The following is an 18,167-nucleotide window of genomic DNA, read 5'->3' on the forward strand; positions in this document are numbered from 1 at the left end:
GTGCTCAACGAAGCGGGTGAGGAGCTGGGGCGCGTCAAGGATGTGCTGGACATGGGCCACCAAGACCTGCTGCTGGTCGAGACACCGTCACACGAAGCGTATGTTCCCTTGCAGGCTCCCTACGTGCTGGTCGAGCCGCCTGCGCGTAAGCCCCAGCGTATCTTGCTCACAGCCGATGCTCCGGCGGGCCTGCTGGACGAGGGTGAAGATGTGGGGGCAGAGCCGTTGGAACCCACGGAGGACTAAGGCCAGATGTTGCGACTGACCTTCTTGACCCTGTTTCCCGAACTACTGCGCCCTTTTGCCGGGGAAGCGCTTGTCGGCAAGGCCCGTGAGCGCGGCCTGATCGACGTGCAACTGGTCGACCTGCGCGATTTCGCGGCCAACCGGCACCACAAGGTCGACGACACGCCCTACGGCGGCGGCGCGGGTATGCTCATCCGGGTAGACGTGGCGCAGCGGGCGCTGGCAAGCGTGCCCCCGGCAAGCGAGGTTATTCTGTTCAGCCCAGCCGGACAGCCTTTTACCCAGGCGCTGGCCGAGGAACTTGCCACCCGCGAGCATCTGGTGTTCCTGTGTGGACGCTACGAGGGCTTCGATGCCCGCACCGAGTCGCTGGTGACACGTGAACTAAGCATCGGCGACTTCGTGATGATGGGCGGCGAGGCGGCGGCGGCGTGCGTGCTTGAAGCCGTTTCGCGTCTGGTGCCCGGCGTGTTAGGCGACGAGGAATCGCACCGCGCCGACTCCTTTTCCAGCGGGCTGCTCGATTATCCCGAATACACCCGCCCCGCCGAGTGGGAAGGCCAGCCGGTACCCGAAGTGCTGCTGAGCGGGAACCACGGCCTGATTGCCCGCTGGCGCAGACGCGAGGCGCTGAGCCGCACCCTTGAGCGCCGCCCTGACCTGCTGCTGAGCGCCGAACTCTCCCCGCAGGACAGCGCCACCTTGACCGAACTAGGAGCCAGCGCCGCCGATCTGGAGCGCTGGCAGGCCCCGCCGCCCCCGGCCCCGAAACGTAAGCGCAGGCGTTCGCCGGTCGCTGTCCCTGCCGACTCCGGGTAAGACCGCTGGAAGTTTTCCGCTGTATACTGCGGCGTTATGGTCCACTGTCCCGCAGCTGATGTCGGCGCCGGACAGCCCGAGACTTCCGAGGTCCTCTATGAATCCAATCCTGACTGTGTTTCTGGTGTTGTACGCGCTTGTGTGCGTGGGTCTGGTCTTTTTTGTGCTGTTGCAAACGCCTAAACAGGCGGGGCTCTCAGCTAGCGTGGCTTCCGGCGGGTCGCTACTAGGCGGGCGCGGCGTTGAGGGCGGTCTGGTCCGCATCAGCAGCGTGCTGGGCGGGCTGTTCATGCTCCTCGCCTTCCTGATCAGCCTGATTTCCAAGTAGGGGGCTGCCGGGTACAGGCCCGGTTATCTGGGAAAAGTACCCAGCGAATCCGCACTTTCCCTGCCCACCTTTGGCTTCTCCCTTCAGTCGGGGTTCACCCTCACCTACTCTACCCCCGCCAACTAAGAGCTTGCCGGGCGCTGTCCCGGTCACTACGCACTCAGTCGCTCCCTTAAAACTAAGTCACTCCGTTAAATTCGCCCGGAGTAGGCTGGAGACTCGTCCATCAGGACGGGTTTTTGTCTCTTCTGGTGCTCTTTGCTGACCTGGCGTTCGGGTGAGTCTGGGCGGGCTGTCTCCACAGGAACGGGGAGATATCGGGCACAGGGAGGTATAATGACCCACATGCATTTCCAGGGGAAGAGATGACCCATCAGGGTGAGGTAATCCTCGCCGTCAACAACCTGAAGACTTACTTCAGCACCGATGACGGCGTGGTCAAGAGCGTGGACGGCGTAACCTTCCACATCAACCGGGGCGAAACGCTCGCTGTGGTGGGCGAATCGGGGTCGGGCAAAAGCGTGACCAGTCTGTCGGTCATGCGCCTGATTCCTATGCCGCCGGGCAAAATCGCGGACGGTGAAATTCTGTTCGCGGGTAGCGACGGCGTGCAAAAAGACCTCGTGAAAGTCAGCGAGGCCGAGATGCGTAAGATTCGCGGTAACGACATCGCCATGATCTTTCAGGAGCCGATGACTAGCCTCAACCCGGTGTACACCGTGGGCGACCAGATCGCCGAGGCCGTGATGCTGCACCAGGGCAAGAACAAGAAAGAAGCCATGCAGGTCGCCACCGACATGCTGCGCTTCGTGGGGATTCCCGCGCCCGAGAAGCGTGTCAACGAGTTCCCGCACCAGATGTCGGGCGGGATGCGCCAGCGCGTGATGATCGCCATGGCGCTGTCGTGCAACCCGGCGCTATTGATTGCCGACGAGCCGACCACTGCGCTCGACGTGACCATTCAGGCGCAGATTCTGGACCTGATGCGTAAGCTGCAAAAGGAAATCGGCATGAGCATCCTGTTCATCACCCATAACCTGGGCGTGGTGGCCGAAATGGCTGACCGCGTGGTCGTGATGTACGGCGGACGCGTGGTCGAGGAAGGCGACGTGATCGAGATTTTCAAGGCTCCGCGCCACCCCTACACCATGGGACTGCTCAACAGCATTCCGCGCCCCAGCACCGAGGCCCCGGTGCCCGGACAAGTCAAACAGCGCCTCGAAGCCATTCCCGGCAACGTGCCCAACCCGCTGAACCTGCCGCCCGGCTGCTCCTTCGAGCCGCGTTGCAAGTTCGCCATTCCCGAATGCTCGCAGGCCGTGCCGCCGCTTGAAGACACCGGGGGCGGTCACATGGCCCGCTGCATCCGCTGGCGTGAATTCGATCAGGTGCAGGGGGCTGGCCCTGGCCCCGCTCCACTTGCAGGTACCCAGCCGGAGGCCCGCGCATGACCGCTACTCCCGTGAATCCGGGTGCTGGGCGTGACCGCAGCTCCATCGCGGCAATGGGCGAAACGCTGCTTGACGTGCAGCACCTAGAGAAATTCTTCCCGATCCGTGGCGGGCTGCTCTCACGGGTAGTCGGCAACGTCAAGGCCGTCAACGACGTGACGTTCAAGATTCGGCGCGGTGAAGTGGTCGGGCTGGTTGGTGAATCCGGCTCTGGCAAGACCACGGCGGGCCGCGCCCTGCTGCGCCTGATCGAACCGACCGGTGGGCAGGTCATCTTCAACGGAACCGACATCACCAAGCTAAGCAAGGCCCAGATGCGCGATTACCGCCGCGAGATGCAAATTATCTTTCAAGACCCCTTTGCCAGCCTGAACCCGCGCATGACCGTTTCGGACATCATCAGCGAGGCCATGCAGATTCACAACCTGCACCCCGGTAAGGACCGCACCGAGCGCGTGGCCGAACTGCTTCAGCGCGTTGGCCTGCGCCCCGAGCATATGGGCCGTTACCCCCACGAGTTCTCGGGCGGGCAGCGCCAGCGCATCGGGATTGCCCGCGCTCTGGCTGTGGACCCCAGCTTCATCGTGGCTGACGAACCGGTTTCGGCGCTGGACGTGTCTATTCAGGCGCAAGTGGTCAATCTGATTCAGGACCTTCAAGAAGAGTTGGGCCTGACGGTGCTGTTCATTGCCCACGACCTGCACGTCGTCGAGTACATCTGCGACCGCATGATCGTGATGTACCTGGGCCGCATCATGGAAATCGCCCCCAGCTACGAGCTGAACCACGGCCCCAAGCATCCCTATACCGAGGCGCTGCTCTCGGCGGCCCCGGTGCCCGACCCGACCATCAAGCGCCAGCGGATTATTCTGGAAGGTGACATTCCCAGCCCGATCAACCCGCCAAGCGGCTGCGTGTTCCGCACGCGTTGCCCCTACGCCATTGCCGACTGCGCCAACGTCGTGCCCGAACTGCGCGAGGTCTCGCCTGATCATTTCAAGGCGTGCATCCGCGACGACATTTTGTAAGTCTTCGGAGCATTTTGCAAAAAGGTGGTGCTCTTTTGACCCTCTTTTTGCCGAGTGGAACGAGTGAACAAGAAAGAGCACGACGGAGAATGAAGGGGGCGGCGGTGTTGTTCCGACGTGCCCATCATTCGGAGAACTGCTCTAAGTCCCTTTGCCCCCGGTCAGGTTGCCGGGGGCAGTTCTGGCTGGCCCACCGGCCCACTCCATGACCGGAATGCGCTCTGCATCCTTTTGTGGCCCTCACCGCGCCGAAACTGAAAATTCGCGCTAGACTGCGGGATGTGTTTGTTTCCGGTCAACAGTGGCTCCCGCAGGTGAACCGATGAGTGGGGCGATGAAACTCAGTCGTCTGCCGCCAGGATTTGGTCTTGACGCGGCGGCGCAGGCCTTGGCGCTCAAGGCTTCGGCGGTGAGCGAGGTGCGCCGTGAGTGGACAGACCGTGGCTGGCGGGCCAGCGGCGTGGTCAGCGAGGGCAATCAGACCTTTCACCCGGCGGTCGAGTTGAGCAGCGGCCCCGACGTGAAACTGCTCGAATCGAGCTGCACCTGCGGGCGCTTTCGCTGTCGGCATGCGGCGGCGCTGGTGCTGTGTACCGACCCGCCCACCACCCCCCGCCCGCAGACCCGCGCGGCGCAACTGGCGGCCTCGTCCCCAGAACCGCTGGATCCCCGGCTGCGGCAATGGCTGGCGGGCTTCGAGTCTGAAGCGCCGCAGCGCGGTGGGCGGGGCCGCCAGTTCGAGTTGCGCTTCGTGCTGCGTGTGCAGAACCTGACCGTGCGTGGCAACCCGTCCAGTGTGCGGCGGGCCAGCCTGCAACTGGTGCGTTTGCCGCTGCTCTCGGGGGTTCCCAGCCCAGGCGGAGCCGAGCCGTATCCCATGCCCAAGAAGGTCGGCGCCGCCCCAGCCTTTGTGCAGAAGGACGCCGACGCGCTGCAACTGATCGAAGTGGCCGCGCTGCCTGCTCACGTGCCCGGCCACTGGGAAGATCAGCTGTATGCCCTGACCGACCACCCAGCCACAGCCTTGCTGCTCGATACCCTCCTCGATGTGGGCCGCCTGTGTTGGCAGAGTCCGGCGGCGCCGCTGACCCGTGGCCGGGCCGTTCAGGGCGTTCCCGACTGGCAGACCGACGAGACGGGCGGGCAGTCGCCCACGCTGGCTGTGCCGGAGCTGCCGGGCGCGGTCATCTTGCCGCTGGCCCGGCCCTGGGCCGTGGACCCGCAGGCGTTGACCCTGGCCCGTGTCGAGGTGCCCGGCCCCCCCGAGCGCACCGCCCGCTTCCTGTCGGGGCCGACGCTGACGCCCACGCAGGCCAAGGTACTGGCTAAGGTGCTGACTGAGAACAGCCTGCCACTGCCCGTACCGCGTTCGCTGAACGCCAACGAGGAAAAACTTCCCTTTACCCCGCAGCTGCACCTGTTCAGCCGCACTACCAGCGTGCAGTATCTGCTGGGCGCGGCGCCGCAGACCCGCGTCATCACCTTTCCGGTGGCCGAGTACCGGGTGGCTTACGGCGGGCATGAGATTTACCCGGCCCAGTTGCTGGCGGGGCAAGACGCCGCCCAGACTGCGACCGTATACCGGGGTGACCTGGTGACCCAGGTGCCACGCGACCTCCAGGCCGAGCGCAAAGCTGAACGGCAGGTCAACGCCGCCGGATTTGCCACCCTTCAGGAGTTGTTTCCCGAATACGGCATTCCTGATGAATTCGCTGCGCTGCTGACTCAGGGCGATGACGAATCCTGGCTGGCTTTTATGCACGGGGGCCGTGAGGCGCTCGAGCAGGCGGGCGTCCGGGTGGTCGTCCACGCCGATTTCCCCTTGCACTTTGCCGAGATCAGCGACTGGTACGGCGAAACAAATGACGGGGGCGGCTGGTTTACCCTCGACCTCGGCATTGTGGTCGACGGCCACCGCATCAGCCTAATCCCGGTGCTGGCCGACCTGATCGCCCGGCAGCCCGAATTGTTTACCCCCGAGGCCCTGGCCGCGCTGGACGACCAGGAAACCATCTTTGCCACGCTGGACGATGGCCGCCGGGTGCCGCTGCCTGCTGGCCGGGTACGCTCGATTCTCAGCGTGCTGGTCGAACTCAACCTGCGTGACCTGCCGCCGGGGCCGCTGCGTTTGCCCCTGCTCGACGCGGCGCGGCTGGCGCAATTGGAACACGCCCTACAAGCCCGCTGGGTCGGGGCCGAGCGCCTGCTGGAACTGGGCCGCCGCCTGCAACATTTCACTGGCATCGAGGAAGTCACGCCGCCGCAGGGCCTGAATGCCGACCTGCGGCCTTATCAGCTCCAGGGGTTGGCCTGGCTGCAATTTCTGCGCGAGTACGACATGGGCGGGATTCTGGCCGACGACATGGGCCTGGGAAAAGCCCAGCCGCTCGACGCGGGCGTGCTGACCCCCCTGGGCTGGCGCACAATGGGCGAATTGCAGGTCGGAGATTTTGTGATAGGGCGTGATGGTAGACCTACCCAGGTCACTGGTGTCTTTCCGCAGGGCCTGCGCCCGGTCTACCGCGTGACCCTGACAGACGGCGCCAGCGTCGAAGTGGACGACGACCACCTCTGGGCCGTGAATACCCCGCTGCGCAAGCGGTGCGGCCAACCGCAGCGGCTCCTGACCACCGCTCAGCTGCGGGCCGACCTAACCGACGCGGCGGGAAATCTGAAGCACTACCTTCCCATGGTGGCTCCGGTGGAATTTGCCGAGCGTGACCTTCCTATCGATCCCTATACGCTGGGCACGCTGCTCGGCGACGGCTCGCTGCTTCACAGTATCGACCTCACGACCGAGGACGAACTGGCCCAGGCGCTGGCCCTCCCCGCGGCTGTGGCCGCCAGCCATGTCCCGCGCCTGATGAGCAAAGTCGGTGTCCATCGTCTGTCCCCGAGTCATCTGTCCCCGAGCGGGCCGGGTGACCGTAACCCGCTCACGACCTGTTTGCGGGAGCTGGGGCTATGCAGCCTGAGTGAGCGCGACAAATATGTGCCTGCCGAGTATCTGCTGGCCTCCCCCGCGCAACGGCTGGCGCTGCTTCAGGGCCTGCTGGACACTGACGGCCACGCGGCGCGAATGGTCGAATACGTGAGTGTCTCACGGGCGTTGGCGGGCGCGGTCGTCGAGCTGGTGCAGTCGATGGGAGGCACCGCCCGCTGCCGCGAGAAGTCGGCCAGCCATGTTGACCAGGGTGAGCAAAAGACGGAGCTGGCTTGGCGCGTGACCCTCAAGCTGCCCGCCGACCTTGACCCGTTTCGCCTGCCTGACAAACTGGCGGCTTACCGCCGTTTGCGCCACTATCCCCCGGTGCGCGGTATTCGCAGCATCGAATATGTCGCAAACAAACCCGCCCAGTGCATCTCGGTGGCAGCAGCCGATCACCTGTATGTCACCGAACAGTACATCGTGACGCACAACACCCTGCAAACGCTGGCCCACCTGCTGACCGAGAAAAATGAGGGCCGTGCCGACCGCCCCAGTCTGGTGATCGCCCCGACTTCCGTGATTGGCAACTGGCAGGCCGAGGCGGCCCGCTTTGCGCCGACGCTTAGGCTGCTGCTGCTGCATGGCAAGGACCGCAAGGCGCAGTTTCACAAGATTCCCTCGGCGGATATCGTACTAACCACCTATCCGCTGCTGCCGCGTGACCTCGAAGACCTCAGCGAGTACGCTTTTCATTACGTCATTCTGGACGAGGCCCAGAACATCAAGAACAACAAGACGGCGGCGGCCAAGGCGGCGGGTAGCTTGGACGCCCGCCACCGCCTGTGCCTGACGGGTACGCCCCTGGAAAACCACCTCGGTGAGTTGTGGTCGCAGTTCAACTTCTTGTCGCCTGGGCTGCTGCACGACGAAAAAACCTTCCGCGCACTGTACCGCACGCCCATCGAAAAAAGGGGAGAGGCCAGCCGCCGCGCAGCGCTCGCGGCCCGCGTTCGGCCCTTCATTCTGCGGCGTGAAAAACGCGACGTGGCCCGCGAACTGCCGCCCAAGACCGAGATTCCGGTGCGCGTGACCCTCGAAGGTGACCAGCGCGACCTTTACGAAACGGTGCGCGTGACGATGGAAAGCCGGGTGCGTGAGGAATTGCAGGCGCGGGGACTGGCCCGCAGCACCATTGCTATTCTGGACGCCTTGCTCAAGCTGCGCCAGGCCGTCACCGACCCCCGGCTGGTCAAGCTGGAAGCTGCGCGACAGGTGCGCAGCAATGCCAAGCTCGACTGGCTGGAAAGCAACCTGCCGCAGATGGTCGAAGAGGGCCGCCGCATCCTGCTGTTCAGCGGCTTCGCCACCCTGCTAGGGCACCTCGAAACCACACTGCGGAAACAGGGCATTCCGTACAGCAAAATCACTGGTCAGACCGTAGACCGCCAGAAACAGATCGACGAGTTTCAGGCGGGCAAGACGCACGTGTTCCTGATTACCCTCAAGGCGGGGGGCGTGGGCCTGAACCTGACGGCAGCCGACACGGTCATTCACTACGACCCGTGGTGGAACCCTGCTGCCGAGGATCAGGCGACCGACCGCGCCTACCGCATCGGACAGGACAAACCCGTGTTCGTGTACAAACTGATTGCGGCGGGCAGCGTCGAGGAACGGATTCTGGAATTGCAGGCCCGTAAAGCGGCGCTGGCACGCGGGATTCTGGATGGTGGCCTCAGCGACGCCACGCAGCTCACAGCGCATGACCTCGACCGCCTGTTTGCCCCGCTTCAGGATGAAACCCCGCAAGCCGAAGTTGGGCCGCCAGAAGAGGATACGGATCATCAGATGCTATTACGTTAAAATATATAGTGCTGGGCAAAATAAACTGTTAGCCTGTGCCTATGCACCGAGACTTGACTCCTGAACAGGTTCGCGCTTTTTTCGACGGTCACCGCACCGTGCGCCAGTATGTCACGCAGCCGGGTGGCAGCCCACAGCGCCTGCCCGACGATGAACTTGACGCGATTTTGCACGCCGCCCAGCGTGCGCCTACCGACGCCACCGCGCAACTTTACAGCCTGATCTGGCTGGACTCGCCCGAGGTGCGCCAGCAGATGGCCGAATTGACGACCAACCTGCATATCGCCACGGCTTCCGAGGCGTTTATGGTCTGCGCGGACGCCCACCGGGTCAAGCGAATATTGGAAGTGAGTGGGCGGCAGCCAGGGCACTGGCCCGCAGTGGGCGTCCATTTTGGAATCGGGGACGCGGTGATGGCCGGAACCAACCTGCTGACCGCCGCCGAAATGCTGGGCTACCAGGGCTGCTGGATCGGCGGCGTGCTGAACAATCTGGAGCCGATTGCTACAGCGCTGAAGCTGCCGCCAGAAGTCCTGCCCTTTGCAGCCCTGACCATCGGAAAATCAGCCGAGCAGACGCCCTACCGCCCCCGCCTGCCCCGCCCGCTGGTCATTCACACTGACGAGTACCGGGCTGCCACCGACGCCAAACTGACCGAGGGCATCGACCTGATGAATCCGATTGCAGACCGTCCGGGTACGCCTGGCGACTGGGGCAAGCTGCTCGGAGCCTACTTTGCCGCAGACGGCGGTATGGAGCACCGCGAGCCGAAGCTGGTCGAACTGCTCAAGCGTCAGGGGATGCTCGCAGGGACACCCGCGAAATAAATCCTGCCGCTACAGCTCAACAAAAATCCGCCGCCAGCTGCAAACTGGCGGCGGATTTTATTGTTCGGGTACGGTTTTCGTTAACTCGCTGGGTGGACAACCTCACGCCCGCAACCCTTTTCTATTCTGCTCGCTCTGCGAGTCGGTATCAGGGCTTTAGCCGAAGCGGCCCGAAACATAGGCCTCGGTGCGCTCGTCTTTGGGAGACTGGAAAAGCTGCTCAGTCGGGCCGTGTTCGACCATGTCGCCGGTCAGAAAGAAGCTGGTGGTGTCGCTGGTGCGGGCCGCCTGGTGCATGTTGTGGGTCACGATGACGATGGTAGTCACTTTTTTCAGTTCGCCCATCAGGTCTTCGATTTTGGCGGTGCTGGCCGGGTCAAGCGCGCTGGTCGGCTCGTCCATCAGCAGGATTTCAGGTTCCACGGCCAGGGCGCGGGCAATGCACAGGCGCTGCTGCTGGCCGCCCGACAGGCCGGTGGCGGGGGTCTTGAGGCGGTCTTTGACCTCTTCCCACAGGGCCGCGCCCCGCAGGCTGCGCTCGGCTACTTCCAGCAGGCGGCTGTTGTTGCGTTCGCCCGCCAGCTTGAGGCCGCTGACCACGTTGTCGAATACGCTCATGGTCGGAAACGGGTTGGGCTTCTGGAAAACCATTCCCACGCGGCGACGCATGTTGACCGGATCGATATCGGCGCCATAGATGTCCTGGCCGTCCAGAACGATCTTGCCAGTCACGCGGGCACCGGGCGTTAGGTCGTGCATGCGGTTGATGGCCCGCAAAAAGGTGGTCTTGCCACAGCCCGAAGGCCCGATCAGGGCGTTAACCGTGCCCCTGGCAAAATTCAGATGGACATCTTTGACGGCACGTTTTTCGCCGTAGTAGATGTTGACGTCCTGGGTGCTGAGCAGGTAGGGATTGGTCATGTTGGGAGTCTCCTTTGAAGGTGGGGGCGGTGGTTCAGGAAGCAAAGCAGCCCTGAGGGGGGCCTTACCTGGGTTTATTTGAGGCGGCTGAACCGGCGGGCCAGCAGGCTGGTCACAAAAATCATGGCGATCAGCAGCAGGGCCCCGGCTTTGGCCAGACGCTGGTTTTCGTCGTAGGCGCTGGTGGCCCCACGGAAAATTTCGAGCGGCAGGGCGCTCATGGGCTTCAGGGGGTCAGTGCTGACCTGGTTGTTGCCGAAGGCGGTGAACAGCAGCGGCGCGGCTTCTCCGGCCACGCGGGCCAGCGACAGCATGATACCGGTGATAATTCCGCCCGCAGCGGCAGGCAGCACGATTTTCATGATAACCAGCCATTTGGGCAACCCAAGCGCCAGTCCAGCCTCACGGACGGTCTGCGGCACCAGCTTCAGCACTTCCTCGGCGGTGCGCACCACGATCGGAATCATCAGAAAGCCCAGCGCCAGCGCACCGGCCAGTCCGCTGAAGTGGCCCATGGTCAGTACCATTAGGCCGTAGGCGACCAGGCCCATCACGATGGCCGGAATGCCGCCCAGCACGTCGCTGATCATCCGGATGGTAGGCATCAGCGGGTGCTTGGGGTACTCGGCCAGGAAAATGCCGCCTGCCACGCCGACGCCCACGCCGATCACCGAGGCCAGCGCCAGCATTTCCAGCGTGCCCAGGATGGCGTTAAGCATCCCACCTCCCTTTTCGCCTTCGGGGGCCGGAACGTGGGTAAAGAAGTTGAGGTTGGCGTTCTGGAACGCTCCGGCAAAGCCCTTGGAAAAGTCCAGATTGAACATGGAGGCGAAGCCCTCACGCAGCAGATACAGGAAGATCAGAATCAGGGGAAGCACGACCACCACGGTCGCCAGGAGAATCAGGCCGCCCATGACGGCGTTGGTGGTTTTGCGGACGGGCGAGAGGGTGGTTTCGCGCGAAGAAGTCATAGCTTTAGTGGCGGCACTCATCACTGAATTCCTTTGGGGGTCAGGCGGGCGATAATGATACGGGCGATGTAGTTGACTAGCACGCTCAGGAAAAAGAGGGTAAAGCCCAGGGTCACTACGCTTGAACGGTGAATCTGCTCCTGCGCGTCGCCGAACTGGTTGGCGATGACCGAGGCCATGGTGCTGGCCCCGCTAAAGATGCTCTTGATGGAGTCCTGACTGTCCCCGATGACCATGGCTACCGCCAGAGTCTCACCCAGGGCGCGTCCCAGCGCCAGAATCACACCGCCCATGATGCCTGCGCGGGCGTAGGGCAAAATCGCCTTGGAAATAACTTCCCATTTGGTCGCGCCCAGGGCGTACATCGCTTCGCGCTGGTCGGCAGGCACCAGACGAATCACGTCGCGGGCCACCGAAGCGGTGTAGGGCAAAATCATGATGGTCAGGATAATAATGGCCAGCGCCAGGCCGCGCCCGTCGAAGGAGATGGGCACGAAAAAGCACTGGAAGCTGGTGGTTCCGGCGTCCCAGAGGCTTTTACAGTGGGTGTAGGTCGCAATTTTTTCGGGCGAGGTAAAGAAGCTCTGTTGCCAGTGCGACAAGCCCTTGGCAATCACGAAGAGGGCAAACAGGCCGTACACCACGCTGGGCACGGCGGCAAGCAGCTCGATGAGGTAGCCCACCGGGTCGGCCAGCCACTTGGGGGCGTACTCGGCCACGAACAGCGCACTGGCAATCGCCAGCGGCACACTAATCGCCAGCGCCGCCAGACTGGTAATCAGCGTGCCGGTAATCATGGAAATGGCCCCGAAGTTGCTGGTCACCGGGTTCCACTCGCGGTTGGTAAAGAAGCTGAGGCCGAACTTTTGCAGCGCGGGCCAGGACTCTTTGCCCAGCTGGTACAGACTGAGCAAGAAGACCAGAACAATAATCGAGGCCAGCGCCAGGATGATGTACTCGAAGACCCGGTCACTTGCACTGGAAAGTGAAGAGTTCACGGCTGGTCGTTTAACGGGTTCAATCATATTGGTTTAGGCCTCCGCATATTGCCTCACAGTTCACAAGTTTTTCGTCAGATTTAAGTCAGGGCAGGAAAAAAATCACGTTCTGCACCCATACGGTCTAACGGCCAATAGCCGCTGCCTTCAACAAAACGGGCGGCCCCTAATGGAGGCCGCCCCGTGGAAGTGCTTAAGGGCTGCTACAGCAACTTGTATTACAGCTTCTTGCCACCGTAGGTCATGGTGTTGATGATGGTCTGGGCCTTCTTGGCTACGCCTTCGGGGAGCTTAGCGTAGTCCAGCGGCTCGTTGAACTGCTGGCCCGAGGTGACCATCCAGTTCAGCAGCTTCTGGAGCGCCTGCGCCTGAGCTTCGGTACGGTTGGCGTATTTCTGATCCTGGTAGAAGATCACGTAGGTGAAGCTGGCGATGGGGTAGGCGTCGGCGTTGGCGCTGTTGGTCAGGCTGACGCGGGTGTCGGCGGGAATAACCACACCGTTGGCGGCCAGCGAGGCGGGGACGTTGTCAGCGACGATGAACTTACCGGCGCGGTTTTTCATGGTGCCGAAGGTCAGTTTGTTCTGCTTGGCGTACACCAGTTCCACGTAACCCAGTGCGCCGGGGGTGCTCTTGACCACGCCAGCCACGCCGTCGTTGCCCTTGGCGCCGGTGCCTATAGGCCAGCTCACGCTGGTCGCGCTGCCGACTTTGGTCTTCCACTCACTGCTGACTTTGCTCAGGTAGTCGGTGAACACGCCGGTTGTGCCGGAGCCGTCCGAGCGGCGAACTACCGTGATGGGCAAAGGGGGCAGGGTAACGCCCGCGTTCAGCTTGGCGATGGCGGGGTCGTTCCAGGTCTTGATTTTGCCCAGGTAGATGTTCGCCAGGGTGGGGCCGTCGAACTTGAGGGTCGCGGTGACGCCAGGCAGGTTGTAGCTGGGCACCACGGCGCCGATGGCGGTGGGGATGTGCAGCAGCTTGCCGGGGGCGTCTTTCATCTGCGCGTCGCTCATGGCGGTGTCGCTGCCCGCGAAGTCCACGGTGCGCTCCAGAATCTGCTTCTGGCCTGCGCCCGAGCCGACCGACTGGTAGTTGACGCTGACGCCGTTGGCCTTCTTGTACTCGTCGAACATCTTGGAGTACAGGGGGTAGGGGAAGCTCGCGCCCGCACCGGTCAGGGTGGTCTGGGCAGAAGCAGTGGTGGCGGTAGTAACAAGGGCCAGGCCCAAGAGAAGAATCTTTTTCATACGCGCGTAGTCTGCTGTCACAATGTCAGGCAAAAGTCACCCAAATGTCATGGGAGTGTCAAGTCGTGGGGGAACCTGGCAGTTGGACTATGTGAGCCGAAACGGGAAGCTGCCGGGGAGTTCGGATTTGCCAGCGCTTTGGCCAGTTGGGTCATTTAAAATCTCGTCGCAGCGGCTGAGCCAGAAGGTCAAAACAGGGAAGCCGTGGGGCCTCCCTACGTGTCGGGTCAAACGGTTGAACTGAGGGCTTCAGTCGGCGGCGTCGCCCTGCGCGTATTGCAGCCGGTGCAGTTTGGCGTAGTAGCCGCCCTGAGCGAGCAGCTGCGCGTGGCTGCCCTGCTCCACGATGCGGCCCTTACGCATCACGATAATCCGGTCGCAGTGCTCGATAGTGCTCAGGCGGTGGGCAATGATGATGCTGGTGCGGCCCTGCATCACTTTCTTGAGCGCCTCCTGAATACGGATTTCGGTTTCGGTGTCCACGTTGGCGGTGGCTTCGTCCAGTACCAGCAGGATGTCCGGGTTCTGAATGAGGGCGCGGGCAAAGGCCAGCAGCTGCTTTTGCCCGGTGCTGAGGGTCGCGCCGCGCTCCTGCACTTCCGACTGGTAGCCCTGGTCGAGCGACATGATGTAGTCGTGAACGCCGACGTACTGGCACGCCTCGACCACCCGCTCATGTGGAATGGCCGGGTCGTTTAGGGTCAGGTTGCTTTCGATGGTTCCGGCGAACAGAAACACCTCTTGCAAGACCAGGCCGACGTGGCGGCGCAGGTCCTGCTGCTTAAGGTCGCGCACGTCGGTGCCGTCTACCCGCACTGCGCCGCGCTGCACGTCGTAAAAGCGGCTCACCAGGGCAGTCACACTGGTTTTTCCGGCTCCAGTTGCGCCGACGAGCGCCACGCTCTCGCCGGGTCGAATATGCAGGTCGAAGCCGCGCAGAATCCAGTGGTTGTCGGTGTCGGGCGTCTGGGCGGTTACGTCCTCGTTGTAGGCGAACCAGACCTGATCGAAATCGACCTGCCCCCTGAAGTCGTTCAACAGCTGGGCACCAGGCTTGTCGACAATTTTTTCGGGCGTGTCTAGCACGGCAAAAATGCGCTCACTGGAGGCCATCGCCGCTTGCAGGTTGTTGAATACGTCCGACAAATCCTGAATAGGCTCAAACAGCTGCTGCGTCCATTGCACGAAAACGTACAGCGTGCCGACTGTCACGGCGGCACTGGCGCCTGTTCCCACGGCACTGGCCCCCAGGATTTGCTTGGCGGCGAAATACAGCACCAGCGCAATCGAAATCTGGCCCAAGATGTTGACCGTTGGCATGAACAGTGCAAACCAGTAGACGCTGTTCTCGTTGGCCTTCAGCAGCGCCCGGTTGGCATGGTCGAAATCCAGGGCGCTGCGGCGTTCGCGCCCGAACAGCTGCACCGTCTGCATTCCGGTGATGTTCTCGTTGAGTTGCGTATTCACGGTGGCCTGCTGAATCCGGGTGTCACGGTAAGCCAGGCGCATTTTGCCCCGAAAGAAATTGGTGGCCAGAAAGAGGATTGGCAGCACGCTGAAGGCAATCAGCGCCAGCTTCCAGTTGCGGTTGAGCATCACGGTCATATACACGATGATCAAAAAACTGCTGGTAATCATCGAAATCAGCCCGCCGGTAATAAACTGGTTGATCGCGTCCACGTCGCTGGTCACGCGGGTAATCAGGCGGCCTACCGGGTTCTGGTCGAAATAGGCCAGCTGCAGGCGCTGCAACTTGGTAAACACGTCGGCCCGGATGTCACGCAGCACGTTTTGTCCCAGATACCCGATGGTCAGCGTGGACACATAAGTCAGTGCGAATTCAAGAATCTGCGAGACGATGTATCCCAGCGCAATCCAGCCCAGCAGCGTCAGCAGCGGCGCGATGTCGGCATTCGGGTTCTTAACCACTGGCGTCAGGGCGTGGTCGATGGCGTAGCCCTGCAAGTAGGCGGGCAGCGGCTGCACCATGGCCGTCAGCATCGCTAGGCCCACGCCGCTTAAGGCTAGGCCCCTATAGGGTTTTAAGTAACGCAGAATTCGCCCGGTAAGTTGCAGGTCGAACCCCTTGGAAAAGGCGTCGTCGGGTTGGGTCATCGGCTTACCTCCGCCGCCGGTGCGCGGTGCGGGTCTTCAGTACTGTGTTCGGTCTCGGGGTCGGTGTCCAGGTCGCTCGCCAGCCGCTGCAACCGCTCCAGCTCGGCGTAATGGCCGCCCAGGGCCAGCAGTTCGTCGTGGCTGCCCTGCTCGGTGATGTGGCCTTCTTCCAGCACCACGATCTGATCGGCGTGTCTCAGCGTACTGACGCGGTGGGCGATCAGAATGACCGTGCGGCCCCGGGCCACCTCGCGCACCCCGTCGATGATGCTGCGCTCGGTCTCGGTGTCCACGGCGCTCAGGCTGTCGTCCAGGATAAGAATGGCCGGTTCGCGCACGATGGCGCGGGCAATGGCGGTGCGCTGGCGCTGGCCGCCCGAGAGGGTCACGCCGCGTTCGCCCAGCATGGTGTCGTACCCCTGCGGAAACCCTTCGATATCGCCCGCCAGTCCGGCCCGCGCCGCAGCCTGCTGCACCCGCACGGGGTCGGGATGCTGCGGGATGTCTGGCATGTTGGGTAGTCCCACCACGCTGATTCCGGTTGGTACGGCGGGCAGGTCGGAATTGTTCAGGCCAAAGCCGATGTTATTAGCGATGGTGTCGCTGAACAGAAACGGCTCCTGCGGCACCACGCTGATGCTGTCGCGCAGGGTCGCCAGCGGAATGACCCGCAGATCGTGCCCGTCGATTTTGACTATGCCGGAAGTCGGGTCAATGCTGCGCATGATCAGCTGCGCCAGCACCGTTTTGCCGCTGCCGGTCGGCCCGGTGATCCCCAGAAAAGTCCCGGCGGGCACCTCCAGATTGACGTCGCTAAGCACGGTGGTGTGACCGTAAATCAGCCCCACATGCTCAAACGAAATAGCTCCGTGAATAGTCTTGATGCCCAGGTCGGTTCTGCCGGGTTCGTCGTGTACTTTAGGACGCGCTTCCAGCATCTCCCGCAGGCGCACCCAAGAAGCCAGCCCGCGCTGCGTCACGCCGGTGATCCAGCCGATCATCATCATCGGCCACGACAGGCGGCCCAGCATGATCATGTACTGCACCAGCATCCCGGTGGTAAATTCCTGGTTGCCCGTGGTCAGAATCAGGCGGCCCCCGACATACAGGATGATCCCGAACGCCAGCCCGATCAGCAGCGTGGCGAACGAGCGCAGCGGCCCGTCCACTTTGGTCAGGGCGATATTGCGGCGCAGCAGTTCCAGATTCATGGCCCGGTAGTCGGCAATTTCGCGGTCTTCGATGGCGTAACCCTTGACCACCCGCGCCCCGCTGAAGTTCTCCTGGGCCTTGGCGGCGATCAGGCTGCTCTGCTCCTGGGCGGCCTTGTGGCGCTCGTTAATCAGCCGGGCCAGATAAGCCAGCACGCCCACAATGATCGGAATCAGCGCCAGCACGATCAGGGTCAGCTGCCAGCTCAGGCTGAACATCACCGCGAACGCCGTAGCGAACCCCGAGATGATGTTCACGATCTGCCAGGCCCCGAACCCCAGCATTTCGCGCACGGCGCTCAGGTCGCCCGTGAGGCGGTTCATCAGGTCGCCGGTTTTGGCGCGGTCGTAATAATTCTTGTCGAGGGTCTGAAGGTGCGCAAAGATGTCGCGCCGCACTTCGTATTCCGTCTGCCGGGAAGCCACGATGATCATGCGGCGCATCAGCAGGGTAAAGCCCCCGGCCGCTATGGCCGCGGCGACCAGCCCCAGCGCGTACAGCCCAGCGTCCGGCAAGGCAATGCCGGTGGTGCTGGCCTTACCGTCGGCTGCTCCGGTCAGACCGTCGATGATGCGGCGAATAAAAAAAGGCGGCAAAAGCTGTAGCCCGTTGGCGATCGCAATGGCACTGAGGCCGATCACGTACTGCCGCAGGTGAAGCCGCAGATAAGGAAGCAAACTGTTGAAACTGTCCAAAGGAAACCTCATGCTTGGCTGGAAAGGGCCAGTTGAAGAAAGAATGTGGAAGGTCACCGCGCCGCCGGACTGAAGCCTATGTGCGCGCCAGCATACGCCTTATTGTTCAGGGCCGAATGCGCCACATGGCTCAGTGAATGACCTCCCGCAAGGCTGCGTGGTGTCGCCAACGACTGATGAAGCTGCGCCGCAAAGCGAGTAGAAGCAAAGAGGGGTATAGGGCGTGGAGTTGGCAACTTGGTCGGTGCCCTTGCAGATTGTTTAACGGAACAGCTGGCAGTCTGCATTACCCTTTCGCGCCTCGCTGCTGCTTCTGCCGTACAACTCTACGCGTCCCTCTTCCCGTAGAAGAAGGTTTTCTGACCCTCTGCGACGGAAAAGGGCCTTGCAAAGTAAGGGGTGAGGGGTCTTTTTAATGTGGAATTTGAGCCATCCCGAAATCTAAGAGGCTGTCTGAGGCCCATATCGTCGGAGTATCCATGCTGCCCTCTTCATCAGGCGCACAATCGCTGGAGCA

The 18,167-nt window shown here is 62.5% G+C and carries 13 protein-coding genes; 7 read left to right on the forward strand and 6 right to left on the reverse strand.

From position 1 onward, the window contains the following. From QZ269_RS07835 to QZ269_RS07865, 7 genes are all read left to right on the forward strand, one after another. Window positions 1–246, forward strand: a 246-nt coding sequence (locus tag QZ269_RS07835) for a PRC-barrel domain-containing protein (RefSeq protein ID WP_367272247.1), incomplete at its 5' end; no start/stop codon positions are given. Between the two features lie 6 nt (window positions 247–252). Beyond that, window positions 253–1,065, forward strand: coding sequence for a tRNA (guanosine(37)-N1)-methyltransferase TrmD (trmD, locus tag QZ269_RS07840; RefSeq protein ID WP_291426034.1), 813 nt, complete (start codon window positions 253–255; stop codon window positions 1,063–1,065). A 97-nt stretch (window positions 1,066–1,162) separates the two neighbouring features. Next, entirely contained in the window at window positions 1,163–1,393 is a 231-nt protein-coding gene (gene secG / locus QZ269_RS07845) for a preprotein translocase subunit SecG (RefSeq protein ID WP_291426036.1), read from the forward strand. A gap of 365 nt (window positions 1,394–1,758) precedes the next feature. Continuing rightward, complete coding sequence (locus QZ269_RS07850; protein ID WP_291426038.1) at window positions 1,759–2,844, forward strand: ABC transporter ATP-binding protein; 1,086 nt, start codon at window positions 1,759–1,761, stop codon at window positions 2,842–2,844. After that, window positions 2,841–3,872 (forward strand): ABC transporter ATP-binding protein, encoded by a 1,032-nt coding sequence (locus QZ269_RS07855; protein ID WP_291426040.1) that lies wholly within the window; start codon window positions 2,841–2,843, stop codon window positions 3,870–3,872. The genes QZ269_RS07850 and QZ269_RS07855 overlap by 4 nt, the downstream gene beginning before the upstream one ends. A gap of 334 nt (window positions 3,873–4,206) precedes the next feature. Further along, the gene (locus tag QZ269_RS07860; RefSeq protein ID WP_291426042.1) at window positions 4,207–8,661 is read left to right on the forward strand and encodes an SNF2-related protein; all 4,455 of its coding nucleotides are present in this window, start codon (window positions 4,207–4,209) and stop codon (window positions 8,659–8,661) included. A gap of 41 nt (window positions 8,662–8,702) precedes the next feature. Then, entirely contained in the window at window positions 8,703–9,488 is a 786-nt protein-coding gene (locus QZ269_RS07865) for a nitroreductase family protein (RefSeq protein WP_291426044.1), read from the forward strand. 156 nt (window positions 9,489–9,644) lie between these two features. Here the strand turns inward: QZ269_RS07865 and pstB are convergent, their stop codons facing one another. The 6 genes from pstB to QZ269_RS07895 form a co-directional block, all read right to left on the reverse strand. Continuing rightward, window positions 9,645–10,409 carry a phosphate ABC transporter ATP-binding protein PstB gene (gene pstB / locus QZ269_RS07870; RefSeq protein WP_291426046.1) on the reverse strand — a complete coding sequence of 255 codons (765 nt, stop codon included), beginning with the start codon at window positions 10,407–10,409 and terminating at the stop codon, window positions 9,645–9,647. A gap of 74 nt (window positions 10,410–10,483) precedes the next feature. Beyond that, complete coding sequence (gene pstA, locus QZ269_RS07875) at window positions 10,484–11,380, reverse strand: phosphate ABC transporter permease PstA (protein ID WP_291426048.1); 897 nt, start codon at window positions 11,378–11,380, stop codon at window positions 10,484–10,486. Between the two features lie 20 nt (window positions 11,381–11,400). Further along, window positions 11,401–12,405 (reverse strand): phosphate ABC transporter permease subunit PstC, encoded by a 1,005-nt coding sequence (gene pstC, locus QZ269_RS07880; RefSeq protein WP_291426050.1) that lies wholly within the window; start codon window positions 12,403–12,405, stop codon window positions 11,401–11,403. Between the two features lie 191 nt (window positions 12,406–12,596). Further along, on the reverse strand, window positions 12,597–13,628 hold the full coding sequence (gene pstS / locus QZ269_RS07885) for a phosphate ABC transporter substrate-binding protein PstS (protein WP_291426052.1): 1,032 nt from the start codon (window positions 13,626–13,628) through the stop codon (window positions 12,597–12,599). Between the two features lie 249 nt (window positions 13,629–13,877). Continuing rightward, window positions 13,878–15,743 (reverse strand): ABC transporter ATP-binding protein, encoded by a 1,866-nt coding sequence (locus QZ269_RS07890; RefSeq protein ID WP_291426054.1) that lies wholly within the window; start codon window positions 15,741–15,743, stop codon window positions 13,878–13,880. Further along, entirely contained in the window at window positions 15,740–17,650 is a 1,911-nt protein-coding gene (locus tag QZ269_RS07895) for an ABC transporter ATP-binding protein (protein ID WP_291426056.1), read from the reverse strand. Before QZ269_RS07895 ends, QZ269_RS07890 begins: the two co-directional genes overlap by 4 nt. Between the last annotated feature and the right edge of the window lie 517 nt (window positions 17,651–18,167).

This window comes from Deinococcus sp., from assembly GCF_018260405.1.
Taxonomy (GTDB): domain Bacteria; phylum Deinococcota; class Deinococci; order Deinococcales; family Deinococcaceae; genus Deinococcus.